This is a genomic window from Neobacillus rhizophilus (assembly GCF_018343535.1).
GTDB lineage: Bacteria > Bacillota > Bacilli > Bacillales > Cytobacillaceae > Neobacillus > Neobacillus rhizophilus.
The window spans coordinates 1156709-1177263 of sequence record NZ_JAGYPF010000002.1 but is presented as its reverse complement, the minus strand read 5'-3'; the positions used below and the strand labels follow the sequence as shown (position 1 = coordinate 1177263).

At 42.8% G+C, this 20555-nt stretch carries 16 protein-coding genes and 1 other annotated feature; of the genes, 3 read left to right on the top strand and 13 right to left on the bottom strand.

Going from position 1 to position 20555, the window contains the following annotated elements; all coding sequences use genetic code 11:
- Window positions 1-48: 48 nt before the first annotated feature.
- From KHA99_RS13450 to KHA99_RS13405, 10 genes are all read right to left on the bottom strand, one after another.
- On the bottom strand, window positions 49-1533 hold the full coding sequence (locus KHA99_RS13450) for a class I adenylate-forming enzyme family protein (protein ID WP_213117942.1): 1485 nt from the start codon (window positions 1531-1533) through the stop codon (window positions 49-51).
- Between the two features lie 280 nt (window positions 1534-1813).
- Complete coding sequence (gene phaZ / locus KHA99_RS13445; RefSeq protein WP_213117941.1) at window positions 1814-2716, bottom strand: intracellular short-chain-length polyhydroxyalkanoate depolymerase; 903 nt, start codon at window positions 2714-2716, stop codon at window positions 1814-1816.
- 5 nt (window positions 2717-2721) lie between these two features.
- Entirely contained in the window at window positions 2722-3732 is a 1011-nt protein-coding gene (locus KHA99_RS13440) for a 3-oxoacyl-ACP synthase (protein ID WP_213117940.1), read from the bottom strand.
- A gap of 14 nt (window positions 3733-3746) precedes the next feature.
- Window positions 3747-3926, bottom strand: a complete 180-nt coding sequence (locus KHA99_RS13435) for a hypothetical protein (protein ID WP_213117939.1) — start codon at window positions 3924-3926, stop codon at window positions 3747-3749.
- 12 nt (window positions 3927-3938) lie between these two features.
- Complete coding sequence (locus KHA99_RS13430; protein ID WP_213117938.1) at window positions 3939-4937, bottom strand: branched-chain amino acid ABC transporter permease; 999 nt, start codon at window positions 4935-4937, stop codon at window positions 3939-3941.
- Window positions 4938-4941: 4 nt separating this feature from the next.
- Entirely contained in the window at window positions 4942-5802 is an 861-nt protein-coding gene (locus KHA99_RS13425; protein ID WP_213117937.1) for a branched-chain amino acid ABC transporter permease, read from the bottom strand.
- Between the two features lie 17 nt (window positions 5803-5819).
- Window positions 5820-6527 carry an ABC transporter ATP-binding protein gene (locus KHA99_RS13420; protein ID WP_213117936.1) on the bottom strand — a complete coding sequence of 236 codons (708 nt, stop codon included), beginning with the start codon at window positions 6525-6527 and terminating at the stop codon, window positions 5820-5822.
- On the bottom strand, window positions 6524-7279 hold the full coding sequence (locus tag KHA99_RS13415) for an ABC transporter ATP-binding protein (protein ID WP_213117935.1): 756 nt from the start codon (window positions 7277-7279) through the stop codon (window positions 6524-6526). Before KHA99_RS13415 ends, KHA99_RS13420 begins: the two co-directional genes overlap by 4 nt.
- A 77-nt stretch (window positions 7280-7356) precedes the next feature.
- Complete coding sequence (locus tag KHA99_RS13410) at window positions 7357-8553, bottom strand: substrate-binding domain-containing protein (protein WP_213118009.1); 1197 nt, start codon at window positions 8551-8553, stop codon at window positions 7357-7359.
- A gap of 153 nt (window positions 8554-8706) precedes the next feature.
- Window positions 8707-11946 (bottom strand): winged helix-turn-helix domain-containing protein, encoded by a 3240-nt coding sequence (locus tag KHA99_RS13405; RefSeq protein ID WP_213117934.1) that lies wholly within the window; start codon window positions 11944-11946, stop codon window positions 8707-8709.
- 157 nt (window positions 11947-12103) lie between these two features.
- Here KHA99_RS13405 and KHA99_RS13400 point away from each other — a divergent pair, with 157 nt between their 5' ends.
- Both KHA99_RS13400 and KHA99_RS13395 read left to right on the top strand, forming a co-directional pair.
- Complete coding sequence (locus KHA99_RS13400) at window positions 12104-12247, top strand: hypothetical protein (RefSeq protein WP_213117933.1); 144 nt, start codon at window positions 12104-12106, stop codon at window positions 12245-12247.
- A gap of 74 nt (window positions 12248-12321) precedes the next feature.
- The gene (locus KHA99_RS13395; protein WP_213117932.1) at window positions 12322-14862 is read left to right on the top strand and encodes a bifunctional diguanylate cyclase/phosphodiesterase; all 2541 of its coding nucleotides are present in this window, start codon (window positions 12322-12324) and stop codon (window positions 14860-14862) included.
- A 28-nt stretch (window positions 14863-14890) separates the two neighbouring features.
- Here the strand turns inward: KHA99_RS13395 and thrB are convergent, their stop codons facing one another.
- From thrB to KHA99_RS13380, 3 genes are read right to left on the bottom strand one after another with little or no spacing between them, the layout of a single operon-like run.
- Window positions 14891-15805, bottom strand: a complete 915-nt coding sequence (thrB, locus tag KHA99_RS13390) for a homoserine kinase (RefSeq protein WP_213117931.1) — start codon at window positions 15803-15805, stop codon at window positions 14891-14893.
- Window positions 15792-16862: a threonine synthase gene (gene thrC / locus KHA99_RS13385; protein WP_213117930.1), complete on the bottom strand. Its 1071-nt coding sequence runs from the start codon at window positions 16860-16862 to the stop codon at window positions 15792-15794. Before thrC ends, thrB begins: the two co-directional genes overlap by 14 nt.
- On the bottom strand, window positions 16859-18154 hold the full coding sequence (locus tag KHA99_RS13380; RefSeq protein WP_213117929.1) for a homoserine dehydrogenase: 1296 nt from the start codon (window positions 18152-18154) through the stop codon (window positions 16859-16861). Before KHA99_RS13380 ends, thrC begins: the two co-directional genes overlap by 4 nt.
- 290 nt (window positions 18155-18444) lie before the next feature.
- Window positions 18445-18654: a binding site (T-box leader), on the top strand.
- Between the two features lie 102 nt (window positions 18655-18756).
- On the opposite strand from KHA99_RS13380, the gene serA reads away from it, so the two are divergent.
- On the top strand, window positions 18757-20400 hold the full coding sequence (gene serA / locus KHA99_RS13375; protein WP_213117928.1) for a phosphoglycerate dehydrogenase: 1644 nt from the start codon (window positions 18757-18759) through the stop codon (window positions 20398-20400).
- The last annotated feature ends 155 nt before the right edge of the window (window positions 20401-20555 follow it).

The window sequence follows — 20555 nt, the reverse complement described above, 5'->3', positions numbered from 1 at the left end:
GTTTTAGTATCAAATACTTCGTAACCGTGCTTGGCACGGAGTTCTCCTTTATATTTTGATAGCCATTTCCTTTAATTTCTTTTTATCGATTTTTCCCACATGGGTTTTCGGCAGTTCATTTACTTGAATAAATTTTTTAGGAATTTTATAACGGCCTAGTTTGGCTTCACAATATGTTTTTAGTTCGTCATCAGTTATGCTCCATTCCTTAAAAACTATAAAAGCCGCTACCACTTCGCCCCATTTTTCTTCAGGCAGGCCGATTACTGCAGCCTCTTCGATAGCTGGGTGTTCCGCAAGCCAATGCTCAATTTCCAATGGATAAATATTCTCGCCGCCAGTGATGATCATATCCTTCTTCCGGCCGACAATATAATAATAGCCCTGTTCATCTCTTTTGGCTAAATCCCCGGTTCGGATCCAGCCCTCCGTCATTGTTTCGTTCGTCGCTTGTTCATTATTCCAATAGAACGAAAAAGCATGCTTGCCCCTGATTAATAGTTCGCCTACTTCGTTTGCTGCTGCTTCCCTGCCATCTGTTTTTTCAAGGATGATTGAATTAAACATCATGGGTTTGCCGACTGAGCCTCGCTTTATCTGCGCTTCCTGCGGACTTATATAAAAATTATTCGGCCCTGCTTCTGTCAACCCATACCCCTCTTTAAAGGCCAGGCCCTTTGTTTGAAACGCCTCATAAATTTGCAAAGGACATGGCGCCGCCCCAGATAAGAAGATTTTCATAGAAGGAAAATGGCTGCTTTTAAATTCTTCCGATTGGATTAACATATGATACATCGTTGGCACTAGGAGAATGATTGTGCAGTGGTAACGATTGATGGATTCTACTGCTTCCGCCGCATCAAAATGGTCCCCAATGACAACGGTCCCGCCCATCATAAGGATGGGAATGCTTAATGCATTCAGGCCGCCTGTATGAAACATGGGCATATAATTGACTGTGACATCTTGATCCGTCAGCCCCCAACTTAAAATGGAATTTATCCCATTCCAGAGGATGGATCGATGACTTAACACAACACCCTTCGGCTTCCCGGTTGTACCGCCTGTGTATATCATCGCTAATGGGTCGGTTTCAGAAATTCCCTCTACTTTTTGGAGAAAATTAATTTCAGAATAATTAGAGCGTCCGACCATAAAAGCGTGTGGTTTTTCCTCAGGAAGCTGATCATATAATTGAATAAATTGTTCATGTACCCCGATCAGAATCGGTGTGCAGTCCTGCAATATTTCGTTTATTTCATGAACCGAAAGCCTCCAGTTCAGCGGTACAAAAATGGCGCCAATTTTTCCGCAGGCAAATAATAAATCAAAATAGCATATATGGTTTGGGGCCAAGAGAGCAACCCGATCGCCTTTTTTTACGCCCATGTTTTGCAGGTTTGCCGCAGTATTGCTCGCCCGTGCGTTCAATTCTTCGTAAGTCCAAGTCTCTTTTGTCTTATCATCGATTATGGCAGCTTTATTTGGCGATAATCTCGCTCTATTTTCCAACCAATCCAGTTCCCACCTCACCAAAACTCGCTCCTTCACTACTAGATGGTGCTATTTTAGCTGGGAGTGGTTACAGCGGAGTTACAACAGAAGGGGAGTCTAGATTATAGGAAAGGGTTATCAACACTTTTCGGATTATATCTACAATTCTTTAAAGATATCTACGAAATTAATTAGGATATCTACAATTTTAAAAATTTATCTACAAATTTAAGGAACATATCTACAAAGTTCACAATGTAGACAATAATTCGAAGCGTCAAAAAAAACGACCCCCTCAAAGGCCGTTTTCACTAACTTATTATACCTGCACTTCCCTCTCCAAAAACTTCGTCATTGCCTCCAACAATTGCGGCAGATCATCAACTAATGGGGAGTGTCCACAGTTTTTCAATTCAACATAGGTTGCCTTATCTCCCAAATCCGCTAAAAGCTCGTTCGTCATTTCTCTGGCAATGACCATATCCCTTTCACCATATAAGACCAGAACAGGAACATGAATGTCTTCGACCTTGCCATTTCCAGGAACAAGTCCATTATGAAAATGGCTGATATTAAAGGTATTGTTGCAGTGATGGACTTCAGCCAGATTGCGCTGCGTCCGCATGTCCTGAACATACTCATCATAAAGATCAGGTTCCGGCTGGTTGTGAGTGTAAATGACTGCGTTCCAAATTAATTTCAGTAAAGCGACATCATTGGTATCATAAGCGGCTTGCACAGGAATGGTACGAACCAGATCTCGCTTTATCTCTTCATGTAAGGTAAATCGGCGCGGCTCATCAGCATCGTTCAATTTTCCGTCAAACGGATAACCCCTAGTAGATTCAGATGCTAATAAAATCAATTTATTGCAATAACCAGGATAATCAGCGGCGAATTGCATCCCCACTGCACCTCCGGTTGACCAGCCTACAAGAGCAAAGTCGTTCAAACCAATCGCGTCTACAAACAGTTTGACATCATCTGCAAAATCCTTAATTGACATAATTAGGTTGTTATAGGTAGACAGGCCGAATCCCCGTAAATCAATTGCATACAATTTATATTTTTCATCCATGTTTTCAAGAACGAGTTCCCAGTGCTTGGATGATGTCATATTACCATGGACTAATAATACTTTAATTTCTCCGCCTTCCCTTTCCCGGTAAAAAAGCGTTTCTCCGTTTGAAAGCTCGACACTCTTCACTGATACGTTTACCATTCCTATCATCCCTTTCCCCATTTAATGGTTGTCGCTCCCCACGCATAGCCAATCCCGGCGCTGACAAAAACGACAAGATCGCCGTCCTTCACTTTCTCTTCCCGTAAAGCCAGCTCCAACGATAAGATTTGATCTATCTGCCCAATATGACCGTAATCCTCCAAATAAATTGCCTGCTCGTCGGACAAGCCCAGTTCTCTTAAAACATATTCATGAGCGGATTTTTTCATGTGAAGAATCGCTAAATACGCAATATCATCCACTGTATACCCACTCTTCCGAACCGATTCAAGAATGACTTTTAAAAAATTGCTCATTGATTTTTCCTCAAGGCGCTGTTTCATCCCCTCAGGGTCAAGTACATCGAGCATGTTCAAGCGTTTGGCAATCGCCTCGCTCGAGATTGGATGTTTAGTGCCGCCGGCAACGACGACGACGTCCTCGGAAAAAGAACCATCCGTAAGGATTTCCGTCTCAAGCAAAAGATTTTCCGAATAATCCTTTTGAAGAAGAATGGCCCCGCCGCCAGCGCTAAGATTATACATAAATCTTGTTCTAGGGTTCTCGTAATCTATGAAATCAACATTTCGGTAACCCCCGGCAAGAAGAACCGTGCGTATACCTGGGTCAGAGAGCATCATGCTTTTCGCTACCTTCAACGCCATCACGGTTGTGCCGCACCTTAAAGCCGCATCAAACGCCCAGGCATTAAAAGCGCCGATTGCTTCCTGCAGCTTGATTCCCGCCGTCCAGAGTGGATATTCCTTATGCTCCTCACCGATATAAATGACGAGGTCAATATCCAAAGGATTAAACGAGGCTTTCTCAAGCGCCTTTCTTGCAGCAAGGATGCCCATTTCACAGGTATGGTCATCGGGACCTGGAATATGCTTTTTCTTAATCCCCATTTTTTCTTCTACAACGGTCACCGGAATGCCTGCCTTTTCGGCGATTTCCCGACCAGTCATTGTTTTTTCCGGCAAGTATATCCCTGTACTGACTATGCCTATTTGCAAAACGATCACCTACTCTATGAATCTTCCGCAATTTCCTTCATAAACGACATCGCCTCTTCAATCGTTTCAAATAAAGTTTCCCGGTCTTCCTGCACATGGGTCACTTTAATCCTCCAGTGCCGGGACCCGGTCTCCTTTTCGACTGCAGCCAATTGAAAGCGGACGACAAAGGAGGTAACTTGATTCGTATCCATTGCCGCCTCCTTCTAGCCCGCCAGCTTTTCTTTTTTCTTGACTGCCTGCTGCTTTTTCCGCTTCCAGGTTATGGTCCTTAACGTACCGACAATTCCTTTTGGGAAAAACATGACCACTAAAATATAAATAATGCCAAAAAAGATAATCCAGCGTTCGAAAATCCAATGCTCCTTCGCCAGCCCTGTCAGCCAGTCATGGGCGAATTCAATTAATCCGGCACCGATCATCGCTCCATATAGCGTGCCGACACCGCCGATAATCGTCATTAACAACGCATCCAATGTGATGTCCATCGAAAAAACACTTGTATTGACAAACCGCAGTGACATCGCATAAAGTATACCCGCTATACCGGCTAATACCCCGGAAACGATGCTTGCGGCAATTTTATAGTGGAGGACATGAAAGCCAAGTGACTCGGTGCGCTGCTCATTCTCGCGGATCGCCTGAAGCACCCTTCCCAATGGTGAATTGGTAAACCGCTTTAACATCATAAAAACCGCCGCTATAATCAACAGACAAATCAAATAGTAATCGGTCCGGTCAATAAATTGCTCTGGAACACGAAATGTGAAGCCATCATTCCCATGGGTCAGGCTCCGCCATTTTTCTGCCGCTACTAGAAACAATCCCGATAAAGACAACGTTAACATCGCATAAAAGTGGCTTTTTAAGCGGAGCGTCAAAAGCCCGACTAAAAAGCTGACCAGCGCCGTTAAAGCAAGTGTTGCCAAGAGTGCTAGCAGGAAATTCAGCATCGTCGGCTCAAATCGCTTCATAAAGATCCCGATCGAGTAGGCACCAATTCCAAAAAACATCGCGTGACCAAAAGAAACAATACCGGTAAAACCGAGGAGCAGGTCATAGCTCATTGCAAATACCGAAAAAATAAATATTTGCGTTAATAAAATCATCAGATTACGGGATTCATAGACAAATGGCAAGAGGAAGAGAAATGCTGCAACTATCCAAAATAATGTTGTCCCTTTATTGGTACGTAACCACTTCATATTCTCACCCCTTTGCCCCAAATAGCCCTTGCGGCCGAATAATCAATACAACTGCCATCAACAGCATATTAACAGCAAGTGACAAATCCGGAACATAGTACGCCATAAACGAACCGGACAGCCCCACCAGAATGGCCGCCAAAATGGAACCACTGAAATTGCCCATACCCCCGATGACTACCACGATAAAGGCTAAAATGGCAAACTCCATTCCCATCCCGGCATGGATGACTCCGGAATACGGCCCCAAAAGAACTCCGCCGAGAGCGGCCATCCCTGCACCAATCATAAATACAAACATAAATACCTTTTGAATATTGATACCTAATGCCTGGACCATTTCCTTATTCATTACGCCAGCTCGGACGACAAGGCCGATTTTCGTTTTTTTGAGCAAAAATTGCACGCACGTATAAATAAGCAGCCCAGCCAAAATAATAAATACCCGATATTTAATGATAATCACGCCGCCCAGTTCCCAGCTTCCCTTTAAATAATCCGGCGGCGTGGCGGTAATTTGATTTGGTCCCCAAATCACCTTCAGCATTTCCGAAAGCACAAGCATGAGACCAAGTGTAATTAAAATTTGTTGGACATGATTGCCGTAAACCGGTTTGATAATCCATTTTTCCGTGATGATGCCTAAAAGGAATCCGGTCAGGATAGCACCGGCAATCCCAATCAGAAAGCTCCCCGTTTTTCCATAAATCCATAAACCGCTGTAAGCTCCCCAGGCAAATAACCCGCCATGGGCAAAGTTCAATACATCCATTAACCCAAATATTAGCGTTAACCCGGCTGCCAGCAGGAAAATGAGCATCCCAGTCGCCAGCCCATTTAAAGCCAAATTTAAGAATAAATCCACAAAGGTCTTCCCCTTTCCTAGGCAATCCCTAAATATTTTCGTTTCTTTTCCTCGTTTTCTTTCAATTCCTGCATTGTTCCATGGCTTACTGTCTGACCGTCATCGATAATGTAATAACGGTCACCGATTGTACTCGCCATCATGAAATTTTGCTCGACCAAAACAATGGTTCTCTGCTCCTTCATTTGGGTAATCGATTCCATCACCTTTTCTACAACGATTGGAGCCAATCCCTTGCTCGGCTCATCAATTAATAGCAATTCATTCTCATTAATATAGGCTCTGGCAATGGCCAGCATTTGCTTCTGCCCGCCACTTAACAGCCCGCCCGGCTTTTTCCAAAACTTTTTCAAGTCGGGAAACAGCTCCAGGATCCAATCCATTCTCTTCAAGGTTTCTGTATTTTCCTTTTGCATTGCCACCTTCATATTTTCCTCAACGGTTAAGCCTGAAAAAATCCCTTGGTCTTCTGGGACGAAGCCAATCCCTTTATTGGCAATTGTATAGGGGGCAAGAGTATGAATGGACTCCCCTTTAAAGATCACACTTCCTTTGGAAGCAGGCGTAAACCCCATGATGGTCCGTAAAGTGGTTGTCTTACCTGCTCCATTTCGGCCAAGCAGAACGGTCACTTCTCCCCTTTTCACTTCCAACGAAACACCCTGAAGAATATGATATTGGCCAATATGTGTTTCTATGTCCTTTAGCTGCAGTAGTTCGCTCATTCGTAAAGCCCTCCTAAATAGGCCGACTGAACTGTCTCATTTTTCATGATTTCCTCCGGCGTCCCGTCAGCAAGAAGCCTGCCATTAAACAGAACCATGACCGAATCGGACAAATCTAAAATCATATCCATTTTGTGTTCTATAAGAATGATGGTACGATCCCCTTGCATCTTAATCCGCTTGATGACTTCCAAAATCACCGGAACCTCCTCCAAAGACATTCCTGCCGTCGGTTCATCCAGCAATAAAACCTCCGTTTCCAATGCCAGCAGCATAGCAATTTCCAGCTTCCGCTTTTCACCATGGGCAAGGTTAGCGGCAAGTGAGTCTCGTTTGTCATCGAGAAGCACAAGACTCAGCCATTCCATCGCCTTCTTCTCAAATTGGCGATATTTTTTATAATGAAAGAGCATTTGATAGCGGACTCCCGCCTGTGATTGGACAGCGAGCCGGACATTTTCCAAAACGGTTAAATTCGGAAATACATTTGTAATTTGAAAGGAACGGCCAATTCCTGCCCTGGTTCGTTTCGTCGGTGAAAAAGCAGTGATGTCTTTCCCTCGGTAATAAATTTTCCCTTTTGTCGGCGTAAGCTGCCCGCTTAATAGATTAAAAAAGGTCGTTTTGCCGGCGCCATTCGGCCCGATAATTGACTTAAAGTGTTTTTCAGGAACTGTTAATGTAACGGAATCAACCGCGGTATGGCCGCCAAAGGTTATCGATAAATCATTTGTTTCTATCAATGCTGCCAAACATGTCACCACCTTAGATTACAAATAGGAAGAGGGGGACCCTGTCAACCCATAATCCCCCCATTCACCTGTGAAGTTTATTTATTACGGATTGGCGGAGCGGTTTCCTCAGGAGTCAGCTCGCGCATTAATACTGGAACTGGATAATTCACGCCATCCTTTTTCTCAAGCTTAATCGCATATAATGACTGCAGTGCCTGGTGATCCTCAGGTCGGAAGGTCATTTTTCCTTTTGGTGTTTCAAAGCTCATTCCTTCCATCGCTTTAATCAATTTATCGGCGTCAGTATCGCCTTTTGTTTTCTTGACGGCTTCCACGATGGAGATTGCCGCACTCATACCTCCTGGTGTAAATAGGTCGGGAACCTCATTGTTAAATTTCTTTTTATGTTCAGCGACAAGCCAATCATTGATTTTATTTTTTGGGAGGTCATGATAATAAACAGTAAAGCCTTCCATGCCAACCAGCGGTTCCATTGTTGCTAAGGCCGCAATATCCGGCGCTCCGGTGGAGATTTTGATGCCTTTTTCCTGAACCTTCATATCGGCAATCTGTTTCCATGGAGAGTTAGCACCCGCCCAGACTACGAATAGGTAATCAGGTTTAGCATCAATGATTTTTTGAATATTAGAGGTAAAATCTGTTGCTGCCGGATCCGCATATTCTTCCTTTACAATATCAGCACCTAATTTCTTAGCCGCTTCTTTAAATGCCGCTACCCCGTCACGTCCAAATGAATAATCAGGAGCTAGGGTTGCAATTTTGACACCCTTTTTCGCGATGGCTGCTGCACCAGCTACTGCGTCCTGTGAAGAGTTCCGTGCTGTTCGGAAAATATAAGGGTTGAACTCGGACCCAGTAATCGTATCCGCGGCAGCTGGTTCAACCACCATAATCCTTTTATATTCCTCAGCCAGCGGAAGTACTGCTAATGTATCAGCCGAACTGGAAGATCCAACCAAGAAATCTACTTTATCTTCTTCTAATAGTTTCGTTGCTTTTTGTACGGCTACTTCCGGCTTCGTTTCGGTATCTTCCACATAGAATTCAATTTTTCTGCCATCCACTTCCATCTTTCCATCTGTAGCATATTGAAGTCCCAGCTCAAAGCCTCTTAATGTTTGTTTACCGTAGGACTCCAAGGCACCAGTTTTTGATGCTAGCACACCGATTTTAATTGGTGCTTTATTTTCTTCCTTCTTTCCACCGTTGTCCTTCGGCTCTGATGATGATTTGTCCGAGCTGCACGCACTGGCAAACAGCATCACAAACATAAGTAATCCTAAAAATGCCCATCTTTTTCTGCTTCTCTTCACATTTCTTCCCCCTTAAAATTTTTCAGGTCAATCATGGAAATGCTTTGACTTCATCATAGGAAATAGGAGTTACAAAGAAGTTACAAAAAAAACAGCCTTTTTATCAGGCTGTTAGATTGGCTGGATATAGCTGTCAGATTCCATAATCATGTCACGCATATGCCTTGTTGGCTCAAGCGGTGAAACACCAAGTTCCTTTTCGAGGACCTCTGTGCATTTTTGATACCATTTTAAGGCCTGCGGCCGGTTATTTTTACGATAGTAGCAGTACATGAGCAGCCGGTATGCTTCTTCCCAGGTACGGTCCCGTTCCAATATTTTTTCACACCAGAAAATGGCCCCATCATAATTTTCCTGACGAACATAAGTTTGAGCCATTTTTTCCGCTCCTCTTAGGAAATAAACGAGCATCCTCTCCCTTTTGCTGATACACCAATCATCGTAGCGGCGGTCAGGCAAATACTCCCCCTGATAGAGCTTTAATCCCTTTTCCAAGAAAAGCTTCCCTTTCTCAGGTTCTGCTTCCTGAAGCCCTTTTTGAATTAACTCCTGAAAAAGGACTGTATCCAATTCGATTACCGCCAGTGGATTTAATCCATAGAAGCTTCCTTCCCTTATCACAAAAAAAGGGGCAGCTCTTGCCTTCCGTGTGGGTTCAAGGACATTCTGCAGGCTGTTTAAGGCCACCTTGAAGTCCCGGTCTGCACTTTTTCGCTCTTGATTTGGCCAAAGAATTGCAATAATCTCTTCTTTTGAAATTAATTCACCGGTGGTCATCAATAATTGAAATAGTTCCTTTGCCTTTTCTCTCTGCCATTCCTTTTCACCGACTTCTTTATCCGCCAGCCAAATCCTGAATTGTCCAAGGGTTTGGACCCTGATGGAATAGCCGGGGTGGGATTCCAAGGCAGCAATTCCCATATCCTGCAGAATTTTGGCTGCATATCCTGTTTGTCCGTCTTCTTTTAAACAATCTATTAACATAGGAATGAACACCTGCAAATCTCTTGGACCAAAGACAGATCGCTTATGAAAAATAAATTCATATTCGTGTGTTTGGACAACATTTAAGAACTCAGCAAACGCTGTCCTGAAATGTTCCCGATTTTTCTCGATGTGAAAACAATAGGCCAGCCAGAATTTGCTGAGCATTTGACCATAAGAGTCCTCACATTGTACAAACATGATATTCGTTTGTTCCAAGTAATCCAGGGCCTTTGAGAATCGTTCATTATGAATGCAAGTGATCCCCATGCCAAGTGTAATCATGGCCGAAAGCCAAAGGTCATTCACTCTTTCCGTCTCCTGCAAAGCACGTTTACCGGCCGTCATCGCCCGTTCGAATTCCCCTCTGGCACCATATAAAATGCAAAGTCCCATTAATGGCTCTGCCTTACCACGGTCAACATGCAATTTATCCATCAATTCTAGTGCTGTCTGATAGCAGTTCTCCGCTAACGAAGTATCATATTTATTCAAAATTTGAACAGCGTGCCCCATCCTAATCCACCCGCAGGCCTCCACAAAGGGAGCCTTCAAGCTGATTCCCTGCTGGATGCCTGCCTGGGCAAGCTCTTTTGCTATATTCCCTTCTCCTGTAAAAGCCTCGATAATGGAAAGCAATAAGTCAATTTCACGGTGTGCCTGCGGCAGGGAAGAAAATTGAACATTCTCCACTTCAGCTTTTTTCATATATAGAAATTTCTTTGCTTCATCAAACCGTCCTGTTCGTAGATACAATCTTGCCTCGAGGCTTCCGTCAAGCTTGGAAATAGTCGATTCCTTGGCTTTTTTTAGCCAAACCTCCGCTTTTTTTGCTTTCCCGGAGTTAAGCAAATTCTCGGATAATAATTCATAGAGTCTGCCGCTCTCCTCCACAGGGCTATTGCTTTTTTCGCGGTGGGCAATCGCTTCATATAAAAGCTGTTCTGCACGTTGAGGCTGAATCGTGTCCAAGTAAATCTTTGCTTTTCCCTCTAAAGCTCTGCTCATTCCGAGGAAATCATTTCTCCTCCGGGCGCCTTCGTAAGCCTCATGATAACATTCTTCGGCGTCGAGATATTGGGAACGGTATCGGTATACCTCCGCTTTTAATAGCCAAAGAAGATAGTAGGTATCGAACTCATCCTCAGGAATTTTTCTTAATAAATCCGCTAAGCTTTCCAATTTACCGCTTTCTAGCATGTGAAAGCCATTTTCCTGTAATATGGAAGCAATCGCTTTAAGCTGTTTTATTTTTTTGTAATGATAAAGTGCCTTTTCCCAAAGCTCCCTTTTTTCATAAAAACGGGCACATCGTTCATGCAGGAAGATAAAGTTTTCCGGATGATTCTTTTCAAAATGATTTTCTAAGAAATCCTTAAATAATGCGTGGTAACGATAATGCCTTGAGTCAACTTTTTGGATGAACAGGTTTCGGTCTTTTAACTGTTCCAACATACTTGAAGCCGCTTGAATACCGATGACCTCGTCACATAATTCCTCTTCAATCTCCTCAAAAATAGATGTTTGTTCAAGAAATCGCTGAATGATGGGCGGTTGCTTTGAAAACACTTCCAAAACAAGATACTGAAAAAAGTCATGAAGGGACAGGGAAGATTGCTCAAATAAAGCGGAAATGTCCTGTTTCAAGGGAATTTGCTGGGCAATCATACATGTGGCAATAATCCATCCTTCTGTTACTTGATAAATGGCTAGTAAATGATGATGCTCCACCTCCAGCCCATATAAGTCCAACAAGAGCAATTCCATTTCCTCGATGGTCAGAATTAAGTCCTCTTTGGTAATTTCCAGCAATTGTCCGCACACTTTCATTTTTGTAAGAGGCTTCCAAACCGGACGGCTTCGGCTAGAGATCACAATATGCAAATTGATGGGGATATGCTCGAGGAGATTTTCCATGAAACTATTAATTGTATAGGACTGTTCAATTTGGTGAAAATCATCCAAAATCAAGATAATTTCGGAACTGATTTCAAGGATTTCGTTAATAAACAAAGAACAAAGGAAACCTATTTCTTCATTGCGGGTATAACGATCTGTGGTTTCCACAAAGGTTAACAACTCTCTGCCAAACTCGGGGGCAGCTTTTCGAATGGAATGGATAATATGAGACAGAAACGGAAGGATATCATCATCCATAGAAGAGATGGAATACCAGCAGCCATTAATATTTTCGTCCTTCATGAACAAGGCAAGTGCGGTGCTTTTTCCAAAGCCAGCCCCGGAATGAATAATAGTTAAGGGATGTTCTGGTATTTTTTTCAGCTTCCTCGTAAGATTTGCTCTTCTTAGAAACTCATCTTTCACCGCAGGAACCCGCAGCTTCGTTTGAATAATTGGAAGCTTCATACTTGAAGGCCTCCCCCCCTAAAAATTTTCCCAATTTTTACACTATTTTACCATACTGGGAGATAGTAGGACGAGTTGCTGAAAGATTTTTTTCTATTATAAAACTTAGGTTGCGGGAAGAAACTAAACTATCTATATTTATAAAGGAGGATAGAAAATGCCTGATACATGCTTTTATTGCACAAACCAATTTGAGGAAAAACATCTTCATCAAGTTTCGTTTGATTCAGCCAATCAAGAAAGGCATGAAACGCTATGTGATGAATGCTATGAAGAATGGCTCCATGGAATAAAGGGTTAATCTGTCCCCTAATCTACAACAGCATACACACCTTATTAAAAGGAAGTGTATGCTGCTCATTGGAGTGTTAAAGCTTGTCTATAAAGAAAAAACTTCCACTATTATTTTGTCTGCTTGTATTTATCATTTTAGTTACGAATAATGCCTTTCACTATATTCGGTCAAAAAATCAGCTCATTAGTAATAACAATCGAGAGATTTCCATGATCACGAAGGAAATTTCCTATCATGTCAAAAATACAACGAAGGGCTCCTTATATGTTGAAGATATTCTTGGCAGAGATTTACGGATTGCCTCCCTCGCCATCAAGGATCAACTGCCGCCCCGTTGGGAAGATGTCTCTAATGAGCAGCTAAAACAAATAGCCAAGGATGTTGGTGTCTCACACATTACTTTATTGGCAAAAACAGACGATGACATTATTGGTGTGAAATCTTCCGACCCGCAAGAAATTAACATGGCCACCAAGGGATGGGGCTATTGGTATGATGCCTATCAGCAGCTTTTTGCTTTAAAGCCTGTTACGATCGGGAAAGGATTAACACTGCCAAATTATTGGTCTGGGCCGATCGAAGTTGCCTCCTCAAATCCGGATCACGTTGATAAATGGGGCTATTATTATGATGGGACAACGAATTATATCATCAACCCCTATTTCCGGGACAGTGAAGCAATAGAATATGAGGATCTTTTTGGCCCTAAAAAAATTATAAAAGATTATACCAAGCAAAAAGGCATTTTAGAGTTAACGGTTTTTAACCCGAAGAATTTCGGAAAAAAGAAAGAGTTCGTTCAATTAAACGGAAATAACTATATGCGCATTTCTGCCCGACCTGTGTGGTACGGTCAATATAAAAAGTACCCAAACTATAAGAAAGATACTACTTTAATCCAAAAAGCAATGAAAACGGGGAAAACACAATCCTATAAGGCCCAATTGAATGGGAAAAGTGTGATGAAAACCTTTGTCCCTGATTCCGCCAATGGTACTGCCTTTGTTACGGGACTTGTCTATGATTATGGCCTTATTGAAAATGAACTGGCGCATGAACTGAAAGTTCATATCCTGCTTTCCATCATCATTATGATTATCGTATTAATTATCAGCTTTATTTTTTCAAACTCTATTACTAGGCCGATTGGTTATATTGTCGATCGGGTCAATGAAATCGCCAAAGGGAATTTCGGAAAAAAACTCCATTTACGACGGAAAGACGAGCTTGGCATGCTGGCGGAAAACGTCAACGCATTGTCTATGGACCTGCACAACTATGTAACGGACCTACAGCAGAGCAGAGAGTTTATCGAATACCAAGCGAACCATGACCCGTTAACAGGACTGCTTAACAGAAGATATTTTCAAGAAAAACTCCCTTCGATTGTAAATAGGGCGAATCAAAATGGAGAAACCTTATCGATTATTTTCATGGATATGGACCGTTTTAAGGAAGTTAATGACTCCTTTGGGCATTCCAAAGGGGACGAAATCCTCAAAATGACTGCCAGCCGAATAAAGGATAGCCTCGCCAATAATGAAAATCATTTCATCATCAGGCAGGGCGGCGATGAATTTATTATTTTATTGTTCAATTATAATTTACAAGATACAAAGAGTGCTGCAGAGAGCATTATTTCCAACCTAAAAGCCCCTTATTTTCTCAATGAAACAGAAATTTATATGGGAGCCAGCTGCGGTGTCAGCATCTATCCAAAACACACGGATAATATCGAAAGCCTCATCATCTATGCAGACACGGCCATGTATACCGCGAAGAAAATGGGTGGAAACAAAGTTGTTGTTTTTTCAGAACAGTTAAGAAAGGCGAATATTAAAAGACCGCAACTTGAGGCACGCTTAAGAAAAGCTATTGAAAATGAATTATTAGAAGTCTATTACCAGCCTAAAATGAATGTAAAAGAAGGTACCATCTTTGGTGTTGAAGCATTGCTGAGATGGACGGATGATGAATTGGGTGTTGTTTCACCGGAAATTTTTATCCCGATTGCCGAAGAAACAGAATTAATTCAACCAATCTGGGAATTTGTGATGAAAACAGCCTGCAGTCAGGTAAGCATCTGGAACAGGAATCGGCCTATTCCGTTATCAGTAGGTGTAAATTTCTCTGCCCGGCAGTTCCAGGAACCGCGCAAGATGGTTACGATGATTGAGGAAATTCTTGCCAATAACGAATTGCGTCCTGATTGTTTTGAAATTGAGATTACAGAAAGCATTCTTTTGAATAATTCACGAGAAATTGTTCAATCACTTCGCACACTTAAAAGTTTAGGAATCTCCATTTCTATTGATGATTTTGGGACAGGTTATTCGTCTTTAAGCTACCTAAAAGATTTACCTATCGATTGTTTAAAAATCGATAAATCCTTTATTCAAAATATCGAAGAAGATTATGAGAACTCCGAAATTCCTGAAGCGATTATTAATCTAGGCCGAAGCCTGAAGCTTAAAGTAATTGCAGAAGGAGTCGAAAAGGAATATCAGAAGGAATTTTTACTTTCTAGAGATTGTTGTTTGATGCAGGGCTATTTATTTAGTAGACCTTTAAATAAAAGCGATTTTGAGGAATATTTGAGAAAGCAAAAAGAGGCTGAATGATTCAGCCTCTTTTTGCTTTTGTTTTAAATTAATTCCGTTTCGCTGTTTCACAGACTCTGCTGCCGGAGGAATCAATTTGCAAGAGCTTTACGGTCATTTCCGGGAAAGCCTTTTGAATATCTTCAACCAGCTGCCTGCCATTGCCCTTTTCAACAAAGCAAAGGACAGTTGGGCCTGCGCCGCTTAATGCTGTTCCGAATGCCCCATTCTCTTTGGCGAATTGTTCAACGTCTTGATAAAAAGGAATCAGCGGTCTCCGATAAGGCTGATGAAACCGATCTCGTTCCATCATTTTTCCGGCCATTTCCCAATTTTCACTTAACATGGATGCCACCAATACGTTTGCTGCCGAAGAAGCCTCGATCGCTTCTTTCATCGAAAAACTGTTTGGCAATACCCCGCGTGAATCCTTAGTTAATAAGATTTCTTTCGGGATAACCGCAGCCATTTCAAAGGAAAGATTGGTAAAGCTCAGCATCTCCACTTCGTTTTGCCGATAACTTCCGATGACAAGGCCCCCATAAAGGGATGCCCCAACATTGTCCGGATGGCCCTCTATATCAGTTGACAAAAGAAGCTTTTCCTCCTTTGTCAGGTTTAAGCCACCCACGATATCAGCAAGTTCAATCCCTGCAATGATAGCAGAAGCACTTGAACCGAGTCCGCGTGCCAAGGGAATCTCACTTTCCATTTTTACACGGCAGGGAGTTAGCTCTTTTCCATATTTCTTAGCTGTCTCAAGGGCAATTTGTGCGATAAAATGGGTTTCATCAGTTGGAAGCTGGTTTAATTCAGGGTTAGGAGAAAAGAATTCCCAATGGTCACTTTTCTCCACCTCTAAAGTCAAATACAGATCTACTGCCAGCCCCATGGAATCAAATCCCGGACCAAGATTGGCAGTGCTTGCCGGAACCTTGATCATCCATTGATTATTCAGCGGCATGCCCGACAACCCCTCGAATATGCTCTGCCACAGCCTTTTCATCGTTTGGCAATACAACAGGTTTCACCAAGCTGCTCTGAATAGCTGTGTCCGGATCCTTCAAGCCATTTCCTGTAAGAACTGCAACAATTTTGGTACCTTTGGCGATTTTCCCATTTTGTAATGATTTATAAACACCAGCGATAGAAGCGCAGGATGCCGGCTCTGCAAAAACACCTTCAGTGGAAGCTAATTTTTTATAAGCCGCGACGATTTCATCATCGGTAACCTCATCAAACTGACCGTTAGATTCTTTTACTGCATTAACCGCCAAATCCCAGCTAGCCGGGTTGCCAATCCGAATCGCTGTTGCGATTGTTTCCGGATTTTCAAACACGCGGTTATGTACAAGAGCGGCGGCCCCTTCAGCTTCAAAACCGAACATTCTTGGCAGACCAGTTTCCTTTTTGCTGTTATATTCTTTAAAGCCTTTCCAATAAGCGCTGATGTTACCAGCGTTTCCAACCGGGATTGCTAAAATCTCAGGTGCTGAACCAAGCTGGTCACAAACCTCAAATGCAGCTGTTTTTTGCCCTTCCAGACGGAATGGGTTAACTGAGTTAACCAATGTGATTGGCTCTACTTCGCTGATATCTCGCACCATTTTAAGAGCTTGGTCAAAATTTCCCTCAATGGAGATGATTTCGGCCCCATACATCATCGCCTGAGCAAGTTTGCCCATGGCAATTTTCCCTTCCGGAATCACGACGATACAGTTGATTCCCGCCCGGGCTGCATATGCTGCAGCAGCAGCGGAAGTGTTTCCGGTAGAGGCGCAGATGACAGTTTTGCTGCCTTCCTCAACTGCTTTGGCAACCGCCATGACCATGCCTCTGTCCTTAAAGGAACCCGTTGGATTGGCTCCTTCTACTTTCACATAAAGCTCTACTCCCCATTCCTTGGAAAGATTCTGCAAGTGAATTAGAGGGGTATTTCCTTCATTTAGCGTTAGCTTTGGTGTCTCATTATTTACTGGTAAAAATTCTTTATATGCTTCAATTAATCCTGGCCATCTCATATCGTTTTCCTCACCACTCTATATGCACTTTTTATTTCTTTTACAGCTTGCAGGTCATTTAACTCCTGTAGAATTCCATCGTAGCTTGTTAAAGAAGCTTTGTGGGTTACTAGGACAATTTCTGATGTTTCATGTTTCTTAATTGGCAGCTGAAGAATTTTTTCAAAGCTGACCCCATACTTGGCAAAAATCGTCGTTATATCGGCAAAAACACCAACTTCATCCTGGACGTGGATACGCAGGAAGTACTTCGAATATTTTTCGTTATCATCCTTTAATTGCTTTGGATATTGCGGGGTCACGGCACTTTTCCCGTTCACACCAAGCCGCAAATTTTTCACCACACCGACAAGGTCAGAAACAATGGAGGTTGCGGTTGGCAAACTGCCTGCTCCAGGCCCGTAAAACATCGTTTCACCCACAGCTTCACCATAAACATAAACAGCATTGTATTCATTTTGAACGGAGGCAAGCGGATGATTGTCAGACAAGAAGGTAGGTGCGACACTGACCTCGACCTTTTCTCCTTCGCGGTGGGCATAACCAATCAGCTTCATCGTATAGCCAAGCTGTTTCCCATAGCGTATATCATCTTCCGTTACGCCCGAAATGCCCTTCACCTTTACATCCTCTAAATCAATATGCATGGAGAAGCCCAATGTAGCAAGGATGGCCATTTTACGGGCTGCATCCAATCCTTCGACGTCAGATGTCGGGTCAGCTTCCGCAAAACCGAGAGCCTGGGCCTCTTTCAGCACCTCATCATAGGAGCGGCCTTCATTGCTCATTTTCGTTAAAATATAGTTTGTCGTTCCATTGACAATCCCCATCATTTGCGTAACTCGATCAGAAGCAAGACCATCCACCAAACTTCTAAGAATCGGGATACCGCCAGCCACGCTCGCCTCATAAAACAAATCACAGCCATACTCCGATGCCACCGTTAACAGTTCGGAGCCATGGAGCGCCATTAAATCCTTATTGGCAGTCACAACATGCTTGCCTTGACGGAGGGCCGTAATCAAATAGTCTTTTGTGGCGTCAATGCCGCCCATAACCTCGATGACAACATCAATTTCTTCATCCAATAAGATGTCATCAGCATTATTCGTTAATAAGCCTGCTTCTATTTCAACAGGTCTCGTTTTAATTAAATTTTGAACCAGAATTTTTTTAATCGTTACTGGACAGCCCACCTGGTGCATTAATTTATCTTGATGATTTTTAATAATTTGGACAACACCTGAGCCAACGGTACCCAACCCCAGTAATCCAATCGAAATTGCTTTCACCCATTTCCCCTCCGTTCCTATGTCCTTCTGGTGTGAACAATTGTATTTCTATTGTAGACATTATAAGTGTCTGTTCGTTTTTTTACAATAGATTTATTTCTGACTTTTCCCACTGTAATCGCTTACTATCCTATCATAGCAAGGTTCTTCATTTTGAGTAAAAATTTTCAGAGAAGACTGGCAAATTTTTTTGATTTTCCCCCCTTTACAAGGCCGAAAGCGGGATGTAGAATAATCCCTATATTCAGTTAAATTTTGAAATTTCACTCAATTGGGTGTATTCTATTAATGAAATAGTGATGATGAAGACGGCAATAGGAAATAGCTTCAGAGAGCCGGTGGACGCTGCGAACCGGTGCTAATTGCTATAATGCCCAGCCCTTCTGAACTGGCTGCTGAAATTGTTAGTAGGCTAGCCCGGGTATTACCCGTTATTTGCTTTGAGGCCGCACTGTGTTGCGGCAAAAGAGGGTGGCACCACGTTAACTTACGTCCCTCATAACACGACCACTGTGTCTGTTATGAGGGGCGTTTTTTATTTTTCAATGAAATAACGTAAGCTATTAAAATTTTTATAAAAAAACAAACTGGAGGTTTTAAAAATGTACAAAGTGCTTGTAACCGACGGAATCAGCCAGACAGGTTTAAAATGCTTAGTCGACCATGCCAATTTCATTGTGGAAAGACAGCCAACACTGCCTACAGATGAATTAAAAAAGATTATCGGTGATTACGACGCCCTTATTGTGAGAAGCCAAACAAAGGTAACAGGAGAGCTTCTTGAGGCAGCAGGCCGCCTGCGTGTCATTGCTAGAGCAGGTGTCGGTGTGGATAACATTGATGTCAACGCTGCAACCAAGAAAGGGATCATCGTCATTAACGCACCTGGTGCCAACACGATTGCTGCAACTGAGCACACATTGGCGATGATGCTGGCGATGGCAAGAAAAATTCCGCAGGCCCACCAAAAGACCTCCTGCGGTGAATGGGACCGCAACTCTTTTAAAGGAGTAGAATTATACAAAAAGACACTTGGTGTAGTCGGTATGGGGAAGATCGGTACTGAAGTGGCCAAACGGGCAAAAGGCTTCGGCATGAATATTTTGGGCTTTGACCCTTATTTGACTGAAGACCGTGCGAAAAAGCTTGGCATTACCAAAGCAAGCCTTGATTTAATTGCGGCGGAGGCCGATTTTATTACCATTCATACACCGCTGACTAATGATACACGCGGAATTATTAATGATGAATTTTTAAGCAAAACGAAAAAAGGCGTTCGCTTCGTTAACTGTGCCCGCGGCGGAATTATTGATGAAAAAGCGTTGGTCCGGGCTATTCAATCTGGCCATGTTGCCGGTGCTGCCCTAGACGTATTTGAAAAAGAACCGGTAGCCGACCCAGAGCTATTGCAGAATCCGAATATTATCGTGACTCCGCATCTTGGCGCTTCTACCGTTGAAGCACAGGAAAAGGTAGCTGAGGAAGTCAGCGCGGAAATCGTTGAAATTTTTGAAAAACAATCCATCCAAAATGCGGTAAATATGCCGCAAATGTCAGGCGAAACGCAAGCCAAGCTCCAGCCTTATTTAGTACTTGGCGACCAAGTGGGCCAGCTTGTCATTCAATTATTGAAAAACTCTGCACCTACAAAAATAGAAATCAATTATTATGGTGATCTAATCGATGAGGATACAGAATTATTGACACGGACAATGCTTAGAGGTGTTTTATCCTATCATTTAAGCGATTCTGTCAATCTCATCAACGTGCTTCATTTATTGAAGGAGCAGGGCGTTTCCTATAATGTACAGAAAAATGCTACGAATAAAGGCTTTGCCAACTATTTGGAGCTTTCAGTTTCGCAAGGCGATGAAACTGCTCGGATTGGGGCCACTGTGTTAAACGGCTACGGTGCCCGGATTGTAAAGATTAATCAATACCGGATTGACGTGAAGCCTGAGAAATATCTATTATATATTAAACACCAGGACGTACCGGGTATGATTGGAAAGGTAGGTTCTTTACTTGGAGACTATCAAATCAATATCGGTACGATGCAAGTGGGCCGTACAGAAGTTGGCGGCGAGGCCATCATGGTGTTGACGCTTGATAAGACGCTCGGTACAGAAGTCAGCCGTGAACTTGTCCAAATTCCTGGTTTAGACGAAGCGCAATTTTTGGAGCTATCAAATGTCGATACGTTTGATGCAGGCCGCATTGAGCCGCAGGCTGTGGAGAGTGTGTGATTTTTAGCTGTTTATTAAGGGCTGCTCCCTTTTTGCAAGGGGCAGCCTTTTTTTAAGTTTAGGTGACGGATCCGTGCTAAATTTTTCGATCCGCCAATAGGACCTTCAGATTCGCCAATAGAAATCGATAATTCGCCAATAGAAATCGATAATTC

Coding starts and splice junctions, on each gene's coding strand:
- KHA99_RS13435 (WP_213117939.1), bottom strand. CDS start 3,926: ATGGATACGAATCAAGTTACCTCCTTTGTCGTCCGCTTTCAATTGGCT.
- KHA99_RS13410 (WP_213118009.1), bottom strand. CDS start 8,553: ATGTTTGTGATGCTGTTTGCCAGTGCGTGCAGCTCGGACAAATCATCA.
- thrB (WP_213117931.1), bottom strand. CDS start 15,805: ATGCCGCTGAATAATCAATGGATGATCAAGGTTCCGGCAAGCACTGCC.
- KHA99_RS13430 (WP_213117938.1), bottom strand. CDS start 4,937: ATGAAGTGGTTACGTACCAATAAAGGGACAACATTATTTTGGATAGTT.
- serA (WP_213117928.1), top strand. CDS start 18,757: ATGTACAAAGTGCTTGTAACCGACGGAATCAGCCAGACAGGTTTAAAA.
- KHA99_RS13420 (WP_213117936.1), bottom strand. CDS start 6,527: ATGAGCGAACTACTGCAGCTAAAGGACATAGAAACACATATTGGCCAA.
- KHA99_RS13405 (WP_213117934.1), bottom strand. CDS start 11,946: ATGAAGCTTCCAATTATTCAAACGAAGCTGCGGGTTCCTGCGGTGAAA.
- thrC (WP_213117930.1), bottom strand. CDS start 16,862: ATGAGATGGCCAGGATTAATTGAAGCATATAAAGAATTTTTACCAGTA.
- phaZ (WP_213117941.1), bottom strand. CDS start 2,716: ATGGTAAACGTATCAGTGAAGAGTGTCGAGCTTTCAAACGGAGAAACG.
- KHA99_RS13400 (WP_213117933.1), top strand. CDS start 12,104: ATGCCTGATACATGCTTTTATTGCACAAACCAATTTGAGGAAAAACAT.